This window comes from Anaerosolibacter carboniphilus (assembly GCF_014205875.1).
GTDB classification, from domain to species: Bacteria; Bacillota; Clostridia; order Peptostreptococcales; family Thermotaleaceae; genus Anaerosolibacter; species Anaerosolibacter carboniphilus.
The window spans coordinates 197900-214057 of record NZ_JACHEN010000003.1 but is presented as its reverse complement, the minus strand read 5'-3'; the positions used below and the strand labels follow the sequence as shown (position 1 = coordinate 214057).

The following is a 16158-nucleotide window of genomic DNA, read 5'->3' as shown; positions in this document are numbered from 1 at the left end:
AGGAGCAACAGGAGTGACAGGTCCAGCAGGAGCAACAGGAGTGACAGGTCCAGCAGGAGCAACAGGAGCGACAGGTCCAGCAGGTCCAACAGGAGAGATAGGTCCAGCAGGAGCAACAGGAGCGACAGGTCCAGCAGGAGCAACAGGAGCAACAGGAGCAACAGGGGCCACCGGAGCAACGGGAGCAACAGGGCCAGCAGGTGCGGCTGTATTAGGGGAAGGTTTTTCAGCATTTCTACCGGCTGTTTCAACTGCCGCTAGTACCCAGCTAACAGGATTTACCGTGACTTCTCCGTATTTTGACAGCGCTACCTTTGATGAGGTAACGGGTAATTATACGGTTCCAGCGACCGGTGTATATATGATTGAAGCTACAATCAACTACTCGACAACTGCTGCCATTACGCTTTCCTTAGGCGCCGGTGTCAATCCCGCATTTGTTGTAAGAAGGACATCACCAGTAGTAACAGATTTGGTTAGTGGTCTGTTCCCGTTACTGAACGTGAATGTGGCACTAGTACTGACCCTAAGAACAATACTCGGAAACGGAACGGTCACTTTAGCAGGGACTGTGGAATTAACTGCAGGCGATGTTATTGGCCTCTTTTATGAGGCAAACGGTTTAACCATACCGCTGGATCTGGGAGGAGCAGGTACGCCAGGAATTGTATGGTCAATAAATCGCTTAACTTAGCATATGGTACGTGAACGGGAAAGCAGGGACTCCTGCTTTCTTGTTACTTATATGTATCAATTTTAGTTGTTTATAATATTAGGTGATTTGTTATCAATGGAGCAGTAGTTGTTTTCTTTAGGTAACTCATGGGGGAATTCCAGAAAATGCTGTGGATATAGCATTGTTAGTGAGAAATATAACAACTGGCCTTCCGCATGTTCCTTTAAGTGAGTTGGCTATTAATAACAGCAATGCTGCTATTAGTGACCAAAGATAGATAGGCAGGATAGATTAAATTTCACTTAATTTAAAAAAGGGCAGAGCTTGACTCTGTCTTTTGGCATTAAATACATATTTGGCGACAGAATACAGAAAAGAACTGTTCCCATATCGCAGAATTATACACCTCATGGATAAGCTATTTTAATTATAATGATGCACATTTTAGCTCGTCCTACATATTTATGTAGTGCCCAAGCCCCATGGACATTAGAAAGGGGAGGTGCCTATATGTATAACCAATTGCAACCTAACAAATATCCACCTCATTGCTGCGGTCAGAATTTTGACTGGATGTTCCTTTTGATAATAGTCATTTTACTATTATTATTAGGAGTTGATGACTTTGGTGGAGATGATGATAATGATTTGATATTGATCATCATAATTATCATCGTGCTATTTGTATTCTTTGGTTGTAGATTATAGGGGTAATTGAGAGCTGGGGGAAACTCCAGCTTTCAAACCAAGCTTCAGATTTTTTGTGTTAAACAACTAAAGTATTAATTTACACATTGATCGAAGGGAGGTAGAAAAATGAGAAAGTCTAAACATACAACCCCTTACTCTAATAATTCTAAAATAGCAGAGTCTTATTATAAACCTATAGAAGATCCTTATTATAGACTTGGGAAAAATCCTTATTATAATACACCTGTAGAAAATCCTTACAATGGATATTCTACTCAAAACCCAATCTATCCAGCTAATTCGAATAATGCAATTAGTATTAACATAACACCAGAACACCTATTGGCTATGGCAGGTGTTTTTATAGTGTTATTTACACAAGGAGAGAATTTGAATATAAAAGATTTTATAAATAACCTAGATATAGGAAAGATACTCAATATATTAGGAAATTTTAAGACTGAAGAGAGTAATTCTAATATGAGCCCAATAATAAGTATGTTAAGCAAAACTAAAGGAGGTCAGTCTATAGTGTCCGATATAAATATAAATCCAAGTAACCTGAAAGATATAATAAAACAAGCTGTTGAAATAGCAAATGAACTTAAAAAAGATCCCAATATAGTAGATACTATAAAAAGCTCTAAAGAAAAAGTTGACACGAATACAATTGAAAATATAATCAATAAACTAAAAAATTTAGATGGACACAAGAATATCGATCCTAGCAATCTTGAAAGTATAGTAGAACAAGTTAATGTAATAGCAAATGAACTAAAAAAAAATAACGTATAATAACCTAAAAAGACCATCTGGTATTCATTATTAGATGGTCTTTTTTAAAAATTTTAAAACATAATAATACACCTTTTAGGTTGTCCTACATATTAATGTAGTGCCAGAGGGGCCTGGGACATCCTATAAAGCGAGGTGTCTATATGAATAATCATAAGAGCCAACACAACTACCCGCAATGGTATTACGGTCAAAATTTTGACTGGATGTTCCTTTTGATAATAGTCATTTTACTATTATTATTAGGAGTTGGTATCTTTGATGGCGATGATGGTGATGATGGTGATGATTTGATATTGATCATCATAATTATCATCGTGCTATTTGTATTCTTTGGTTGTGGCTTGTAGGAATAATTGAAGCTGGGGGAAACCCTAGCTTCAATTATTATAGACACAATTATTACTCAAATATGAACTGATCCTTAAATAGAATTCTTGAGAATGAATGTCTTTTTGGTAGATACTAAGGGGGTTAATTATGAAGTAGTAAGATATTTAGTGAGCAATTGAAATTGAACACCTATCAGGCAAGGTTAGAAATCACCGTCAAATACATATTTAGAGACAGAACAGAATCGCCTTTTGTTACATTTAAATAGTTTTGTTGTTCTTCAGAATGTAATAATAATAGGTATTACCAATCTTATCATATAATAAATGCTCGAGGTAATCCAAAAAACATTTAAATGTTACCCAATTACTATTGAGTTGTGATCAGAAAAATAAATTTTTCTGGATATTCCTGACAGATTACGACAATATTTTTAAAAATAATTCTATATAATCTTTTATTGGTGATTTTTATAAAAGTAAAATGGAGGTTATTATTAAAGTGGGTAAAAGTAATTTGATCGAGGTTTTATATGAAATTTTAGATGGTGTAGATGTAGAACACCATAGCGACACTACATTTATTTGGTCTAAAGGATACCGTAAAGCAGTTCTAGATATCATTGATGCTATAGAAAATATTGAACTATAAAGCCTATATTTAAGAAAGAGCTTAACAGTGTAAATAAATTTTACACTGTTAAGCTCTTTCTTGTCGCAGATACTTTTTCGCATTTAAAGAACGTTTTACAATGAAACGTCCTTTAATAATCGAATAAACTGATCTGACTTTTCTTATAGAATATCATTTCTCGTTCATATATCCTTTCATCACCATTGAGATTATCGATCAGAAGAGGTGAGTTACTATCGTGTAATGCAACATTTTTTTGGACAGTACCTTTACTAAAATTAGCATAACAATATAAACATTCATGGTTACAAGTATTGTATTCGCCGATATCGATACTTTTCACACAACCACATTCTAGTCTCTGATTAGGGTCCTTATCAACATCAATTTTTATCTTAAGAATATCTGAAATCAATTTGGGATCAATGCATTTACCGTGTTTGATATTAAATCTCTGCAAATCGATTTCTTCGGAACAAGATTCAATAGCCAAATTATAGGAAGCAGCAATTTTAGATATATTGGATGCGATATCATTCATGTCTTCTAATTGAATCGATAATAGAGGAATAGCTTTTAAGTTACGCTTAGTTTTTCTATACAAGTCTAGAAAACTAATTACACACTTATTAGTGTAATCAGATAATCGACTTGCTAAGTATTCAAACCATTTGAAGTGATATTCTTTATCAAAACTATCAGTTAATAAGATCGGATCATATCGCCAAATGACTCTTTCCTTTCCGATCTTATTTGATAACGCGATAAATGCATCAATCAAATGCTTCTTTTTGGGTACATTAAGTTCCAAACTTAGATCATAGGAATTCAATGTAAACTGAAAATAATATGGATAATCTTTAATTTCATCTAATCTGTGGATCATTGGAGTGGGGTCTTTAGTCCAGAAGACAATGCAGTCTATAGTTTCAGGATTTAATATAACTTTGCTGATTTGCTTAGTGTTCATTGGATTTTTAACTAGAACATATCCCTCTCTCAATCTATTGAAAAACCAGTCGCTATAAAAAGCGGGAATATCAGTACGTCTACTTACACTTAGTATCATTTAAATCTCCCCGTTTCATAATTACAATAAGAAAGAAGTAGCTACCTCATCTGTAGGTGGGGCACAATTATATACATATTTTGTGCAATAAAATGAGGGTAGACAAATTCCCATACCAAAGAAATAACTGTGTAACATGCAACAGATCAGAACCATCCGAGGCCACTGAAAAAATCTAGAATTTTGTCATTCTGAATGAAACATAGTGAAATGAAGAGTCTCTAAAGCCTTTAAATACTGGATTCTTCGCTGCGCTCGGAATGATAGGCTCAAAGATTTTCCTCTAATTGAAACTTTTTCAGTGGCTTTGAGCCGTTCCCTTGTCGGATATATATCATCAAAATTTCTATACAAATAATCTATATATCTCTGATCAATAAACTCTCGGTAAAACGCCTCTAATGATTCACTTTCAAATAAGTCTTTTAGTTGTATAATATTTCGCCATTCAGTCCTTCTTACAGCGTTCCAAGGGCTTGCCTTTTGATAATCGGCTAAATCATCCAAGATTCCGAGTGCCATAATGAAAGCGGTCAGACCATACTTCTCTTTGCATAACTATAAAAGGGAATGGGATCTGTAAGTTTATTTTCATAATCATTTCACTTGAAAGTTGTTGATTAAGTCACATATTTTTAGTTCTAAAACACCCTCAAGTATTTTGATATTATCTGGATTTTTTTATATTTATGTATACTCTAAACATAACCCACTTTTATAGCTTATCACTTCGCTTATCTCAGAAACGAAAGTAATTCTATTAAGCGTAATATTTGTCATATTAATCTCTTAAAGTTACAATGCAACTGCGCTAAACATAACTTTAGGGAGGTGAGGTGGGTGGATAATTCTTTAAAAAGCAAAGTAGAGTATCTGAAAAGATTAGCTGAACTGGAAGTGTAAGTTCCAATTCAGCAAAGAGAAATTATAAAAACGGAGCAATTAATTCTGATGAAAAAGAAGCAAATGGTTGAAAAGATCATAGATCCAAGTTGATATTTAGCTGTTTAAGCTGTTGCATTAACACTTCATTATTTTTTTCAATCATCAATGCAACTGTATTAATTAATGCTTCTTCACGTGCGATAGTAAACCCAGCTTTAAGCTCGGCTACATCAGATTTTTCACCATCTAACATTTCGTTAATCTTATCAGATGAAACGCTTAAGTTTGTTATTATCCCAAAATGGAATAATTCATCAGCCGTTAATCCCAATCTTGTCATGATTTCAGCTCCTTCCAATTTACATAATTCTACAGGAAAAAGGTAAAACCTTTATACAAAAATCGACATAAGGGCTAAACGTAACTTTATTCTATGAAATGAATTTATTACAGATATAATTCTGATCGCATTAGAAATTAGGCAAATAGATCGTAAGAATCACGAACCCATTCACTTTTTTAAAAATAGTATGTATTGAGGTGATATTATGGCACGAAAAGAATTGACTGTAACTTCCTATATCTTAAGAGATGGCAAAAGAGAATTAATCAGTAGTTTACCAAAAGAAGAACAAGTGAAAATCGCTACTGCCTTGACGGATAAATTCATGGCAGCTTTGGGATACGTGCCAGAGAATAGAGAAAATATCAAAAAAGATGCTTAATATCAATCAGTACATAGGAAAAGTGCTTCATGCACTTTATTTTATAGAGAATTTGAGGACAACTTTGTGGATTAAATAATTATTTTATCAAGAAATAGGAAAGATGCTCCTAGTGAGATAGAAGCATCAGAATAGATCAATTCAAGTAAGAGGTCATTGGCTGATTACGAGACAGGAGGTACAAGGGTGAGTATTCAGCTTGCTATGTGGTTATATGAAAAATTTCAATTGATATCTATCGTTGAGAATGGGAGATTCAAAGATTTTGATAAAGAAAAAGACCAACCCACAGCGGCAAGTGTTCAGCGATCTGCATGCTAAAAAATATTTAACCATGGCTATTTTACCATAGTTACTGCTGGATAAAGGTGAGCAAATAGAATTTTAGTGCAGTTGTGATGTAATCTAGCTAGAGTATGTCGCTAGAATAAGATTTAATGCATAAAGAAACTACCCGAGGGGGATCGGGTAGTTTGAGGAGGAGTCCCTAAAGCATGCATGGAACGGACAATCCCAGGGACTTGTCCCAGTACATACTATTCACAAATGCCGGATAAGGTTACACAATAAAAATCACCCCAAATAATTTGGGGCGAATAACGACAAATGTGGCTTCTCAAATTTTCGTGCAGAGTCGCGGAGGGGGGAAACTATTGAATACCTAGTTCAGTTAATATGTTTTTGTTAAAATACGTCTTACCTTCAATTATTTGATAATCATCAGTTTCTATAGTTTTATCACCGTATGTCAATCTTACAAGTTTGGTAAGAGGACCAGGAATCGCTGATATTTTAACACCGTATTTGTCAGTAAGATCTCTTCCCAAAATAAGATTATCTTTGTTGTTTTCAATAGAAACTGAAGGTAAGTCTTTCGGAGTAGATTCAGAAACTGAAGTCACGATAACAGCTCTATATTTCTCATCCCATTCAACTTTAGCATTCAAGGCCTCAGCTAATGGACGTGCTGGAACTAGAGTACGTCCATTGATTATTTGAGGAGGAACATCAGATTGAATTTCTTTACCGTTTACAATTAACTTAATCACAGACTGATCTGCGAAGACAAAGGTCATCGAGGCAGCCATAATACCTACTATTAGTCCACTTATAAATTTTTTCATTTGTAACAACTCCTTTTTTCTTTTAATTATATATGAAAGATAGCATTTCGTGACAATCTTTTACATTTTAGGAGTATACAACTATATTTTGATAAAGGATCTAATCAAGTGGAATGTGCTATATGGCAGTGGTGATTATAAAGACCCGCTAGAAATTTGTGATGATAAGGAGATTGAGTGTTTTTATATTGAATTTGAATCTATGACACAAAAAGATAAGATTGATTCTACAAGGGGTGGATTTTTGACCTTAACAGAAGCAATTGCTGAAACAGAGCAAGTAACTAATCAGAAGATTAATTGGATACGACAGATATAGGTCAAGTTATAATATTCCTATATTGCGAACGATACACTTAATGAAGATTATTCGTAACACCATAGCAATAAGATATAAACATTTTAAACACTTGTAGATATCATATCCTATTGCGATTCGGAGGTCCAGATGGAGAACTGTCTGCTGCGTTGAGATATTTGCATCAAAGATATAATATGCCTACAGATCAGGCAAAAGCACTATTAACTGATATTGGTACCGAGGAGATGGCACACTGGGAAATGATCTGTACCATGGTAAAAATGCTAATGACAGGGGCAACCGTTGAAGAAATCAAAGAAGCTGATATGGGTGCAATGTATGCTATCCGTGATAAAGCTATCTATCCCCAAGATTCTACAGGTAACCCATGGACTGCAGCCTATATCCAATCCATTGGAGACCCAGTAACCGATTTGTATGAGGATATGGCTGCTGAGCAAAAAGCCAGGGCGGTATATGAACAACTTTTGAATTTGACTGATGATCCTTTGTTAAAGGATGCTTTGAGATTCCTAAGAGAACGTGAAATTGTTCACTTCCAAAGATTCGGAGAAGCACTCAGAAGTGTAGAAGAGTTTCATTCAGCCAAGAGAATTTTCTAGATAAAATGCCAGGAGAGATCCTGGCTTTATTTAGTAGAAATATGCCTTAATATTTAGAACTAAATTTACAAGTAACATGATCGAAATTGCTTAGAAAATAATAACAATTAAATTGTGCAAAATAAAATAGAGCATATTATTACGAACATATGAGGAGGCTATATGCATTCTATTTTTGTTACGGTATTTAGAACCTTATTGGGATTTACAGTATTGTTTTTATTGACACGTATGCTAGGGAAAAAGCAAATTGGACAACTGACTCACTTTACATACATTACTGGAATTGCCCTAGGAAATATAGTTGGAGATATGGTGGTACACCGGGATATTAAGCTTATGGACGGCTTGGTTGGTGTGACATTATGGGCCGTACTTACATTTTTATTAGAATATTTAAGCTTAAAATCTTCAAAAGCTAGAGTGCTATTAGATGGTGAACCTATGATTGTTATCAAGAAAGGAAAAATTCAGGAAAAGGCATTGTCTAAATCAAAACTGAACATTGATGATCTATCGATGCTCCTTCGTAATAAAGAAGTTTTTTCATTTTCTGATGTGGACTATGCTATTTTAGAGACTAATGGAAAATTAAGCGTATTAAAAATACCTGAATCAGAATCTCCGACTAGAAAAGATCTAAAAATACTAACTCATCAAAGAGTACATATACCTAGCGAGATTATTGTAGATGGCAAAGTAGTAATCGGAAACCTAGAAGAATTCAGTTTAAGTCAAGCGTGGCTGGATAATCAATTGAAATTGTTTGGAATTGAATCTGTAAGTGATGTGATTTATGCTGAGCTACAAAGTGATGGAAGACTTTACATAAATAAACGAAAAGAAAGGAATTCATAAAATAGCACAAAGTATAAGTTTGTTTAAAGTTTATCATGAAAAGAAAACTATATCATAATAAATAATTAAAAGCATAAAGGGAAAAAAGTATAACACATACCGATAAAGAAAAAGACAGGAGATCCCTGCCTTTACCTTTTTGACTTAACGGTTGACCAACCTAGCATATCCATAATGATTCAGTATCCAAGTATTCCTTCAATTAATAAGAATGAACCTAGAAGAATTCTTATTGTTCTATCCTTGTTTCCTAGATTTCGTTTAAATGAAATTATCATAAATACTCACCTCAAACTTATTTTTTGTCAATTGATCAACTATATGCAGAAGTGAATACACATTTAACATAAATGCCAAAGGTAAAAACTATTTTATATCAAAAAAGGAAATAATCAGGATGTGTAGAAAAATGGTGTTTTAGGAGAATAAATATAGATTTAAGAATTATATGAATCGAGAGGAAGTATTATGGACAATGGATTTGGTAAGTTTATCGCTATTTATGAGATGGACTGAGCTCGTTTTCATTTTAATGGCTAAAAGCACAGAATTTCTTTTTCGCATCGCAAGGCTAAGAATGTCTTTAATCAGATAAGTAGAAGAAATTTTATTTTTTATTTGGAAGGTAATTTATGGGATATGTAGAAGTAATAGTTTAAGAAATCTTGATTCCTATTTTTTAAACACTGCATCATGGATGCTTAAATAGTCATGGCATTGTAGTAGAGTGATAATATGGTAAAGGAGATTGGTAATTATGGATAAACCGCTTATTAGTAATGCGTTTCAGATGTTCATGACTGAAGCGCCAGAACAAGCAAAGGCGTGGATGGAAGTAGTGGAAAAATTAGATACGGCAAGTAAGCTTGACAAAAAAACAGAAGAACTTGCTTATATTGCAGTTCTTGCTGCAGCTAGGTTAGAAAGTGGAATTCCATTTCATGTAAAACAGGCGAAAGAGCATGGGGCAAGTAGAGAAGAAATAATCAGTGCTGTACTTGTAGGTCTGCCAGCAGTAGGAAATGTCGTAACAACATCATTACCTTCAGCAATAAATGCATATGATGCAGATTAGTCATTAGATAATAAGTATATATCCCTAAGTACACCTTTAAATTAGAAAAGAGTAGGTTAAAATTCCTGCTCTTTTCTAATTTAAAGGTAAAAGTGATAGATGTAGAAAGGAATTATTAAACTAAGATCTTGCAGAGCTATTTTTCTAGAGATAAGTAGCAGATATTTATTAGGATCATAAAGCAGTGCTGTATTTTATACTAATTAAACGTTTGTGGCAAATAAAATGAAATGATAAGTGTTAGGTAAGTATATCAGAAAATATAGCTCCTAGAATAACTCTGGGAGCTTGATTATGCACTTAAGCTTCGAATATAGGCTACGATATATTCATCTATTGCTCTATTAATAGAGACTACGGTTTCATCATGAAAGTTCCACTGGCATTCTTCTAGAAAACTATAAAGAATGTTTTTAAGAGAATTAATAGTTTCCAAATTACTTTCATGTTCATTCATTTAAGGTCCCCCACTAGCATTATATACAAATTATCAAAAAAATTGCTTGGAGCGAAATAGAAAGAGAGTCAAAAATTTAGAGACTCTAAAAACAGTACAAAATAGGATAAGCGTTTTTTCTGAGTCATAAGGTTGAAGCATAAAATATCTTACATATATCACCAGTATTTTTTATTCTGTGATATATAGGAAGAAGATACCATTTTTATAGTGAAAGCAAGTAAGGGTTAGTATGAGTTAAGACCTATAAATAACTGACTAGAAAGTATGATACGATCAGAATGCTGTATGTAAACTAGAGCAATCTACAAATTGCCCTAGTCTGGGAGCAACTGATTAGCAAAGAACTATCCGATGGGATCTTCTATGAGGGTAGCAAAAACTGCTTCATGTGCATGACCCAGGTCTAATGTTGTTAATGTTTCTACAAAGTGGACGTGTTTTCCACCTCCAACAGGAATTGCAGGTCCAGTTTCTGCACCAATTTCATGAAGATGCCCAATCGCAAAGTCTGTATTGGTTAATAAAGCATGCTTATGGTCGCCACCAGGAAGTGGAATTGCTTCGCTTGTGACACCTGCAAAACGATGATTGTGTGTGATTTGTCCGGCAAGTCTTGTACTACCTAAAAATTCATGAACGTGTGTTTGTGCTAGAATTGTATTATGCTTTTTATCGTATTCTGGTGTAAATTTAACTTTAACATCCATAAAAAATTTTCAACCCCCAGATAATATATTACAAGCATGGTGAAGCATAGAAAATTACGTCTGCTTCATCTTCTTGCAATATATATTACTAGCAACATGTCCCAAATGTGATATTCAGTAATACGAAATGCTTAAAATTCTTGAAGTGTCGTTATTTGAAATAAGAGTAATGTATTAAAAGTTTAGCGCTGTTAGAAAAAGTAGTTTAGATAAGATCACCTAGGTGCATTTAAACGATACAAATGAATTGAAGATGGATTATTCGTTGGCTGAAGATCGAAAGCGTTACATACTTAAATTTAATTTAGTATAGGCTATTTGGACTAAATGTATTTTTAGATACATATATCGAAAAATTCTTTTTATTTTTGTAGCATTCTTGTCTTTAAAGAATATCATGTACTAGGTGAGGGACATGCATTGGACCTTGCTAAAAATAAATTTATAAGGGGGTTCCTTCATAATGTCAATGAAGAAGCAATACGATTTTGAGAAAGGATACTATCCAACAAATGATTATTACGGTGGTAAGCAGTATGAGAAAAGTATGTATTATGGTGGAAATAATGCTGTCGATAGTGCGAATGCAGAAATAACTTCACTAAAACACTATAAACCAAATTGTGCAAAGGTAACAGGTGGGACTATAGGAGACTGCGTGAGTACACCCGCTCCTATTACTCCATTGACTACTGGTGCCGTAGCTAAAGTGCCTGTTGTTCTCGCAGAACTAACTGTCCAAGTCAATGTAAATTCAATTATCGATCTACCAGAATATGCATGGGAAATCAAAGATATCAAAAAGCATTTGAAAGTTACTCAATGTCTCCTTATTCAGGACACAAACGTGCTCTTTATTAAAGGATTCGTTCGTAAGAATATCCAATATGCAACACGTACCTGCTCTAGCAGCCAAAGTTTTTGTGGAGATATTAAGCATTGTACAGTAGACGTACCATGGAGTTGTACAACACCTGTATTCTTTAATGGTATCGCACCATTAGGTCCTATTCCTAGAACTTCTGTGGAATTTGAATATCTAAAACAGCAAAAGATTCACGGCCATGGATTTGCCGAGAAGGATCACTTAATGTCTGGTGATTTGTCAGAGTTTAATCAAATCAGCACAGAATACTTCAATGAACTTCCTTTCTGTGAATTAATAAGCAGCAGAATTGTAGAGTTTGATGAACAATTGTGCCGTACTCGACCAGACGGCTATAAAATGCCTTTTGAAGAAAAACAATTTAAGAGTATTGAAGAAAAAATGGTTATCTTCCTAACCTTAAAGATATTGCAAAATCGTCAGGTTGCTATTCCACCTACCGGTATGGGTGTCATTCCTGACAAACATTGTTATCAAGAATAGTACCATCAAGTTCTCAACTGCGTAAAAGTGGATTTGTATTTATATAAGGATGGAGCTGCTGGGCAGTTCCATCCTTATATACTAAAATTTGAATTGTATAGGTACCCTTAGATTAAAAAGGAGCTAAGTAGAATTTATGAAAAGCTTATCTTTTTAAAGTATTTATAATAGCAATGTATAAATACATAGGGGGTCAAATATGAAAAAAAAGTAAATCCAATGTTCCAACCATTATGGTAAGTAACATGTTTAAATAGTACCGCGACATATTCAGCAACTGTTGTAAAAATGGCAAAAGCTAGAATGAGCAGTTTGCTGTTAAATCCCTTATGATGAATTAGATAAATGAGTAAACTTGATAAAAATGGATACAAACCTAAATCCATGGGTAAAGCAGCTATACAACCCATTTTTTCAGGTTTAAGCATCCAATAATCTAATGTAAATCCAAATATATTGTAGATACATGCAAAACTGATGGCTATAGGATAGATGAGCATTACGAGTTTCACATCTTTCTTAAAAAGATAGGCAGAAAGCAATGTTGGTAAGATAAAACCCAATACGATATTTAGAGTCATAAAACACCTCCTAAAGCAGCTATAAGAATTAGTATATGTCTTTATGGTCCATCTATACCAATATTCGTATCAGTAAAATAAGATTTAGGACATAACGAAAGAACACAATATAGCGGGCTGATGAATAACAAAAGATGATAATACAACCACTAACATTATGTTCTCCATACAAATATTATATGAGCATAATAAGAAATTATACTAGAAAAAAATTATTATCTACAAAGAAAGTAAGTGATTTATATATTGTGAGATATACATGTAATGAAGAGATTGAGGCTATGCTACCTATTTCAGTAGATAAACCGAAAAAGTTATGAATCGAATTAGCAAAAGAGAGCATAGATCAAGTACAAATTCTTCACTCAAACAGATATATATTTAATGCCTTATAAAATTCAAGATCAATATTGTGAGATAATGATAAGCCGTTATCTTTTCGAAATTTAATTACGTAGGCTTTCATTCCTTCACCATATATCCCATCTATATAACCAGGATAATACCCCATTCTTTTCATTCGTTTCTGTACTTCAAAAACATCAGCACCTCGATCACCTGGTACTAAAACTTTGAAGCCATTTCCAAACGGACCAAAAGTTCCACCTAAAATGTTTACAGGGGTTCCCACCTTAACATAACGATATAAATCTTCCACATCTTTATTTTGCATTCTTATACATCCGTGGGAAGCAGGTCGCCCTATAGAACTAGGATTATTGGTACCATGTATGCCATATTTACCCCATGGAACATTCAGCCCCATCCACCTTGTGCCAAATCCTTTACCCCATCTGGCCTTTTCAGTAATTGTCCAGTTCCCGATGGGAGAAGGGGTTTTGGCTTTACCGGTAGCAATTAAATATCTTTTTAATACACTATTATTGTCTAGATTAACGAGTTCTAAGGTTTTCATATTGATATCAATATAAATTGCTAAATTATCATAGTCTGGATGTTTTTTCATTTCTTTTTCTTCCCAAAGCATATATTCATTGTTTTTCAGAGATTGAATGGAAATGTTTTTATTCATCAAAGTATGAGTGGGAGAAAAGAAAATTTTTAAAATTATTAATAAGGGTATATATACTATACAAATAGTCCTCCAATTTAACCATTTCTTCAAGATTTTCCCTCCTTTACCTATAATATTATATGCTTGATATATAAGCGCATTACTAAAGTCAGTAAAATAGAGAAGGGAGTTTATCCTCTTTCACCTTTATAGAATTATGATTTAACACATATTGAATATACCTGCATTGAAGTAGATCAATATAAAATCCCTCTACGCTTTAATTTTAGAAGAAAATAAATGAAACGCTGGTGGGGAATTTAAAACTGTTCTTATAACTCATATGCCTAATTGTAGAATAATTTAATTAATTTTGAATATAATAGTATTGACATATAGGTGTATAACCTATATAATAAATAAAAAATATTTTTAATTACTGTGAAGGGAAGAGTAGGTGTTAGGAGCCTCCCAGCGAGTCAGGGTTGGTGGAAGCCTGATGAGATAAATAACACTGAAGGACCTCCTGGAGTAGGTTATCTGAAAACCGATATAGGTAAATAGGATAACTCGGGTTTCCCCGTTATCGGAAGTAAAGAGAACTATTTATCAAGAATAGTTAATAAGAATGGTACCGTGGGCAAAACTCACTTCTTGCAGAGAAGTGAGTTTTTTATTATTTGTCAGCCTATGGAAAGTGGAGCTTGTGCACACTCTGCTTTATTCTTGTAATCTATTTTTAATAGGTAGTTAAAAAGAGTGGTACCGCGGTCGAATCGCCTCTTATAGATAGAAGAGGCGATTTTTTGTTTATCATGGACGTCCTTTTATTAATGAAAAGGAGGATATGTATGAAAAGAGTATTAATTAGCGAAATCAAAAATCATATGGGTAAAGAGGTCAGGATAAATGGGTGGATACACAGAATAAGAAAAATTGGTAAAATTGGATTTTTGCTAGTAAGAGACAGAAGTGGGATTGTACAGTGTGTGGTCAATACGAAAGAGGTTGAAATAAAAGGGCTGAAACTCGAGAGTGTTGTTGAAATTACAGGACAATCAATCGAGAATGAATCATGCAAAACTGGTATTGAAATACAGGTTTCTACATTAATAATAATATCTGCAGTAAAAGAAGATTTGCCTATAGAGATTAACAAAGAATCGATGGACATCAATTTGGATGTGCTCTTAAATAATCGAGTGATTGGTTTAAGAAACCCAAGAATTAATGCAGTGTTTAAGATACAGGCTGCCTTAGCTCAAGGATTTTCTCAATTCCTTATCCAGCAGGGTTTTACACAGATATTCACACCTAAAATTGTGGCAGAGGGAACCGAAGGCGGAACCAACTTATTTACTGTTAAATATTTTGACAAGGAAGCCTATCTTGCACAAAGTCCCCAATTTTATAAGCAAATGATGGTAGGTGCAGGTTATGAAAGGGTTTTTGAGATTGGACATGTATATAGAGCGGAAAGTCATGATACAAAACGTCATCTGAATGAATACGTCAGTATGGACTTAGAAATGGGGTTCATTGAGAATGAATTCGAGATTATGGAGTTAGAAACTCAGCTGCTAAGATATATGCTGCAATACGTTGGTAAAACATGTGCTTCGGAGTTAGAATTACTCGATACAAATATACCTGTCATACCAGCGGAGATACCTAGATTGAAGTTATCAGAAGCGATACAACTGTTAGGAACCCAATATGGTAAAGAGAATCTTGAAGGAGACCTAGATCCTGAAGGAGAAGTGCTCATATCTAAATATATAAAGGAAAAGTATGATTCTGATTTTGTTTTTCTTACTCATTATCCCCAGTCAAAGAGGCCAATGTATACTATGCCTGCTGAGAGTTGGGAAACCCATAGTTTTGATTTAATATTCAGAGGGCTCGAAATCACTACGGGGGGTCAAAGGATACATCAGTATGAACAGTTAAAGGACAATATGGTAAAACATGGTCTGGATCCTAACAAATTTGAAGGATATCTATCTGTATTTAAATTTGGCATGCCTCCCCACGGTGGACTTGCCATAGGACTTGAACGAATTACAGCTATGCTTTTGGGATTTGATAATGTTCGTGAAGCGACACTCTTCCCGAGGGATAAAAGTAGATTAATACCGTAGATGGAAAAAATTTTAGAAATAAAAGATAAGAATATCCTTTAGTAATTAAGGAGATCTAATTTTAAATTAGCAAATAAAAAAGACCAATTAGAGAAGGT

The 16158-nt window shown here is 34.0% G+C and carries 21 protein-coding genes and 1 other annotated feature; of the genes, 13 read left to right on the top strand and 8 right to left on the bottom strand.

The annotated features are described in order from the left end of the window. From HNQ80_RS04140 to HNQ80_RS04125, 5 genes are all read left to right on the top strand, one after another. The coding region (locus tag HNQ80_RS04140) for a collagen-like triple helix repeat-containing protein (protein ID WP_184308428.1) at window positions 1–694 on the top strand (694 nt) is incomplete at its 5' end. Window positions 695–1186: 492 nt separating this feature from the next. Then, window positions 1187–1384, top strand: a complete 198-nt coding sequence (locus tag HNQ80_RS04135) for a hypothetical protein (RefSeq protein ID WP_184308426.1) — start codon at window positions 1187–1189, stop codon at window positions 1382–1384. Between the two features lie 108 nt (window positions 1385–1492). Further along, window positions 1493–2161 carry a hypothetical protein gene (locus tag HNQ80_RS04130; protein ID WP_184308424.1) on the top strand — a complete coding sequence of 223 codons (669 nt, stop codon included), beginning with the start codon at window positions 1493–1495 and terminating at the stop codon, window positions 2159–2161. A gap of 215 nt (window positions 2162–2376) precedes the next feature. After that, entirely contained in the window at window positions 2377–2511 is a 135-nt protein-coding gene (locus tag HNQ80_RS26210) for a hypothetical protein (protein ID WP_279288954.1), read from the top strand. Window positions 2512–2995: 484 nt separating this feature from the next. Continuing rightward, the gene (locus HNQ80_RS04125) at window positions 2996–3145 is read left to right on the top strand and encodes a hypothetical protein (protein WP_184308423.1); all 150 of its coding nucleotides are present in this window, start codon (window positions 2996–2998) and stop codon (window positions 3143–3145) included. A gap of 112 nt (window positions 3146–3257) precedes the next feature. Here the strand turns inward: HNQ80_RS04125 and HNQ80_RS04120 are convergent, their stop codons facing one another. The 3 genes from HNQ80_RS04120 to HNQ80_RS04115 all read right to left on the bottom strand — a co-directional run bounded on the left by HNQ80_RS04120 (window position 3258) and on the right by HNQ80_RS04115 (window position 5421). Further along, window positions 3258–4196: a DUF1848 domain-containing protein gene (locus HNQ80_RS04120; RefSeq protein ID WP_184308421.1), complete on the bottom strand. Its 939-nt coding sequence runs from the start codon at window positions 4194–4196 to the stop codon at window positions 3258–3260. A gap of 186 nt (window positions 4197–4382) precedes the next feature. Further along, the gene (locus HNQ80_RS25565) at window positions 4383–4718 is read right to left on the bottom strand and encodes a hypothetical protein (protein ID WP_207726842.1); all 336 of its coding nucleotides are present in this window, start codon (window positions 4716–4718) and stop codon (window positions 4383–4385) included. Between the two features lie 457 nt (window positions 4719–5175). Continuing rightward, window positions 5176–5421, bottom strand: coding sequence for a hypothetical protein (locus tag HNQ80_RS04115; protein ID WP_184308419.1), 246 nt, complete (start codon window positions 5419–5421; stop codon window positions 5176–5178). Between the two features lie 208 nt (window positions 5422–5629). Between HNQ80_RS04115 and HNQ80_RS04110 the strand changes: the two genes are divergently transcribed. Together HNQ80_RS04110 and HNQ80_RS26205 are read left to right on the top strand one after the other, a co-directional pair. Beyond that, window positions 5630–5806 carry a hypothetical protein gene (locus tag HNQ80_RS04110; RefSeq protein WP_184308417.1) on the top strand — a complete coding sequence of 59 codons (177 nt, stop codon included), beginning with the start codon at window positions 5630–5632 and terminating at the stop codon, window positions 5804–5806. A gap of 186 nt (window positions 5807–5992) precedes the next feature. After that, entirely contained in the window at window positions 5993–6127 is a 135-nt protein-coding gene (locus tag HNQ80_RS26205; RefSeq protein WP_279288953.1) for a hypothetical protein, read from the top strand. Between the two features lie 329 nt (window positions 6128–6456). Here HNQ80_RS26205 and HNQ80_RS04105 read toward each other — a convergent pair whose 3' ends face one another. After that, window positions 6457–6930, bottom strand: coding sequence for a copper amine oxidase N-terminal domain-containing protein (locus tag HNQ80_RS04105; RefSeq protein ID WP_184308415.1), 474 nt, complete (start codon window positions 6928–6930; stop codon window positions 6457–6459). 88 nt (window positions 6931–7018) lie between these two features. On the opposite strand from HNQ80_RS04105, the gene HNQ80_RS04100 reads away from it, so the two are divergent. From HNQ80_RS04100 to HNQ80_RS04085, 4 genes are all read left to right on the top strand, one after another. Further along, window positions 7019–7249, top strand: coding sequence for a hypothetical protein (locus tag HNQ80_RS04100; protein WP_184308413.1), 231 nt, complete (start codon window positions 7019–7021; stop codon window positions 7247–7249). Between the two features lie 110 nt (window positions 7250–7359). Then, window positions 7360–7854, top strand: coding sequence for a manganese catalase family protein (locus HNQ80_RS04095; protein ID WP_207726841.1), 495 nt, complete (start codon window positions 7360–7362; stop codon window positions 7852–7854). A 162-nt stretch (window positions 7855–8016) separates the two neighbouring features. Beyond that, entirely contained in the window at window positions 8017–8712 is a 696-nt protein-coding gene (locus HNQ80_RS04090; RefSeq protein ID WP_184308411.1) for a DUF421 domain-containing protein, read from the top strand. Between the two features lie 757 nt (window positions 8713–9469). Further along, window positions 9470–9787, top strand: coding sequence for a carboxymuconolactone decarboxylase family protein (locus tag HNQ80_RS04085; RefSeq protein ID WP_184308409.1), 318 nt, complete (start codon window positions 9470–9472; stop codon window positions 9785–9787). A gap of 292 nt (window positions 9788–10079) precedes the next feature. On the opposite strand, the gene HNQ80_RS04080 is transcribed toward HNQ80_RS04085, so the two are convergent. Together HNQ80_RS04080 and HNQ80_RS04075 are read right to left on the bottom strand one after the other, a co-directional pair. After that, the gene (locus HNQ80_RS04080; protein ID WP_184308407.1) at window positions 10080–10244 is read right to left on the bottom strand and encodes a hypothetical protein; all 165 of its coding nucleotides are present in this window, start codon (window positions 10242–10244) and stop codon (window positions 10080–10082) included. Window positions 10245–10591: 347 nt separating this feature from the next. Continuing rightward, entirely contained in the window at window positions 10592–10954 is a 363-nt protein-coding gene (locus tag HNQ80_RS04075; protein ID WP_184308406.1) for a YmaF family protein, read from the bottom strand. Window positions 10955–11417: 463 nt separating this feature from the next. Here HNQ80_RS04075 and HNQ80_RS04070 point away from each other — a divergent pair, with 463 nt between their 5' ends. After that, a complete protein-coding gene (locus HNQ80_RS04070; RefSeq protein ID WP_207726840.1) occupies window positions 11418–12323 on the top strand; it encodes a CsxC family protein in 906 nt (301 codons plus the stop codon). A 134-nt stretch (window positions 12324–12457) separates the two neighbouring features. Here the strand turns inward: HNQ80_RS04070 and HNQ80_RS04065 are convergent, their stop codons facing one another. Then, window positions 12458–12904 carry a CBO0543 family protein gene (locus tag HNQ80_RS04065; protein ID WP_184308404.1) on the bottom strand — a complete coding sequence of 149 codons (447 nt, stop codon included), beginning with the start codon at window positions 12902–12904 and terminating at the stop codon, window positions 12458–12460. 361 nt (window positions 12905–13265) lie between these two features. Then, a complete protein-coding gene (locus tag HNQ80_RS04060; protein ID WP_184308446.1) occupies window positions 13266–13937 on the bottom strand; it encodes a L,D-transpeptidase family protein in 672 nt (223 codons plus the stop codon). A 414-nt stretch (window positions 13938–14351) separates the two neighbouring features. Continuing rightward, window positions 14352–14577, top strand: a binding site (T-box leader). A 193-nt stretch (window positions 14578–14770) separates the two neighbouring features. On the opposite strand from HNQ80_RS04060, the gene aspS reads away from it, so the two are divergent. Beyond that, window positions 14771–16060, top strand: coding sequence for an aspartate--tRNA(Asn) ligase (aspS, locus tag HNQ80_RS04055; RefSeq protein WP_184308402.1), 1290 nt, complete (start codon window positions 14771–14773; stop codon window positions 16058–16060). The last annotated feature ends 98 nt before the right edge of the window (window positions 16061–16158 follow it).

Excerpts from the sequence above, each read along its gene's own strand:
- HNQ80_RS04135 (WP_184308426.1), top strand. The coding sequence starts at position 1,187 with ATGTATAACCAATTGCAACCTAACAAATATCCACCTCATTGCTGCGGT.
- HNQ80_RS04130 (WP_184308424.1), top strand. The coding sequence starts at position 1,493 with ATGAGAAAGTCTAAACATACAACCCCTTACTCTAATAATTCTAAAATA.
- HNQ80_RS04120 (WP_184308421.1), bottom strand. The coding sequence starts at position 4,196 with ATGATACTAAGTGTAAGTAGACGTACTGATATTCCCGCTTTTTATAGC.
- HNQ80_RS25565 (WP_207726842.1), bottom strand. The coding sequence starts at position 4,718 with ATGGCACTCGGAATCTTGGATGATTTAGCCGATTATCAAAAGGCAAGC.
- HNQ80_RS04115 (WP_184308419.1), bottom strand. The coding sequence starts at position 5,421 with ATGACAAGATTGGGATTAACGGCTGATGAATTATTCCATTTTGGGATA.
- HNQ80_RS04110 (WP_184308417.1), top strand. The coding sequence starts at position 5,630 with ATGGCACGAAAAGAATTGACTGTAACTTCCTATATCTTAAGAGATGGC.
- HNQ80_RS04105 (WP_184308415.1), bottom strand. The coding sequence starts at position 6,930 with ATGAAAAAATTTATAAGTGGACTAATAGTAGGTATTATGGCTGCCTCG.
- HNQ80_RS04090 (WP_184308411.1), top strand. The coding sequence starts at position 8,017 with ATGCATTCTATTTTTGTTACGGTATTTAGAACCTTATTGGGATTTACA.
- HNQ80_RS04085 (WP_184308409.1), top strand. The coding sequence starts at position 9,470 with ATGGATAAACCGCTTATTAGTAATGCGTTTCAGATGTTCATGACTGAA.
- HNQ80_RS04080 (WP_184308407.1), bottom strand. The coding sequence starts at position 10,244 with ATGAATGAACATGAAAGTAATTTGGAAACTATTAATTCTCTTAAAAAC.
- HNQ80_RS04075 (WP_184308406.1), bottom strand. The coding sequence starts at position 10,954 with ATGGATGTTAAAGTTAAATTTACACCAGAATACGATAAAAAGCATAAT.
- HNQ80_RS04070 (WP_207726840.1), top strand. The coding sequence starts at position 11,418 with ATGTCAATGAAGAAGCAATACGATTTTGAGAAAGGATACTATCCAACA.
- HNQ80_RS04065 (WP_184308404.1), bottom strand. The coding sequence starts at position 12,904 with ATGACTCTAAATATCGTATTGGGTTTTATCTTACCAACATTGCTTTCT.
- HNQ80_RS04060 (WP_184308446.1), bottom strand. The coding sequence starts at position 13,937 with ATGAATAAAAACATTTCCATTCAATCTCTGAAAAACAATGAATATATG.
- aspS (WP_184308402.1), top strand. The coding sequence starts at position 14,771 with ATGAAAAGAGTATTAATTAGCGAAATCAAAAATCATATGGGTAAAGAG.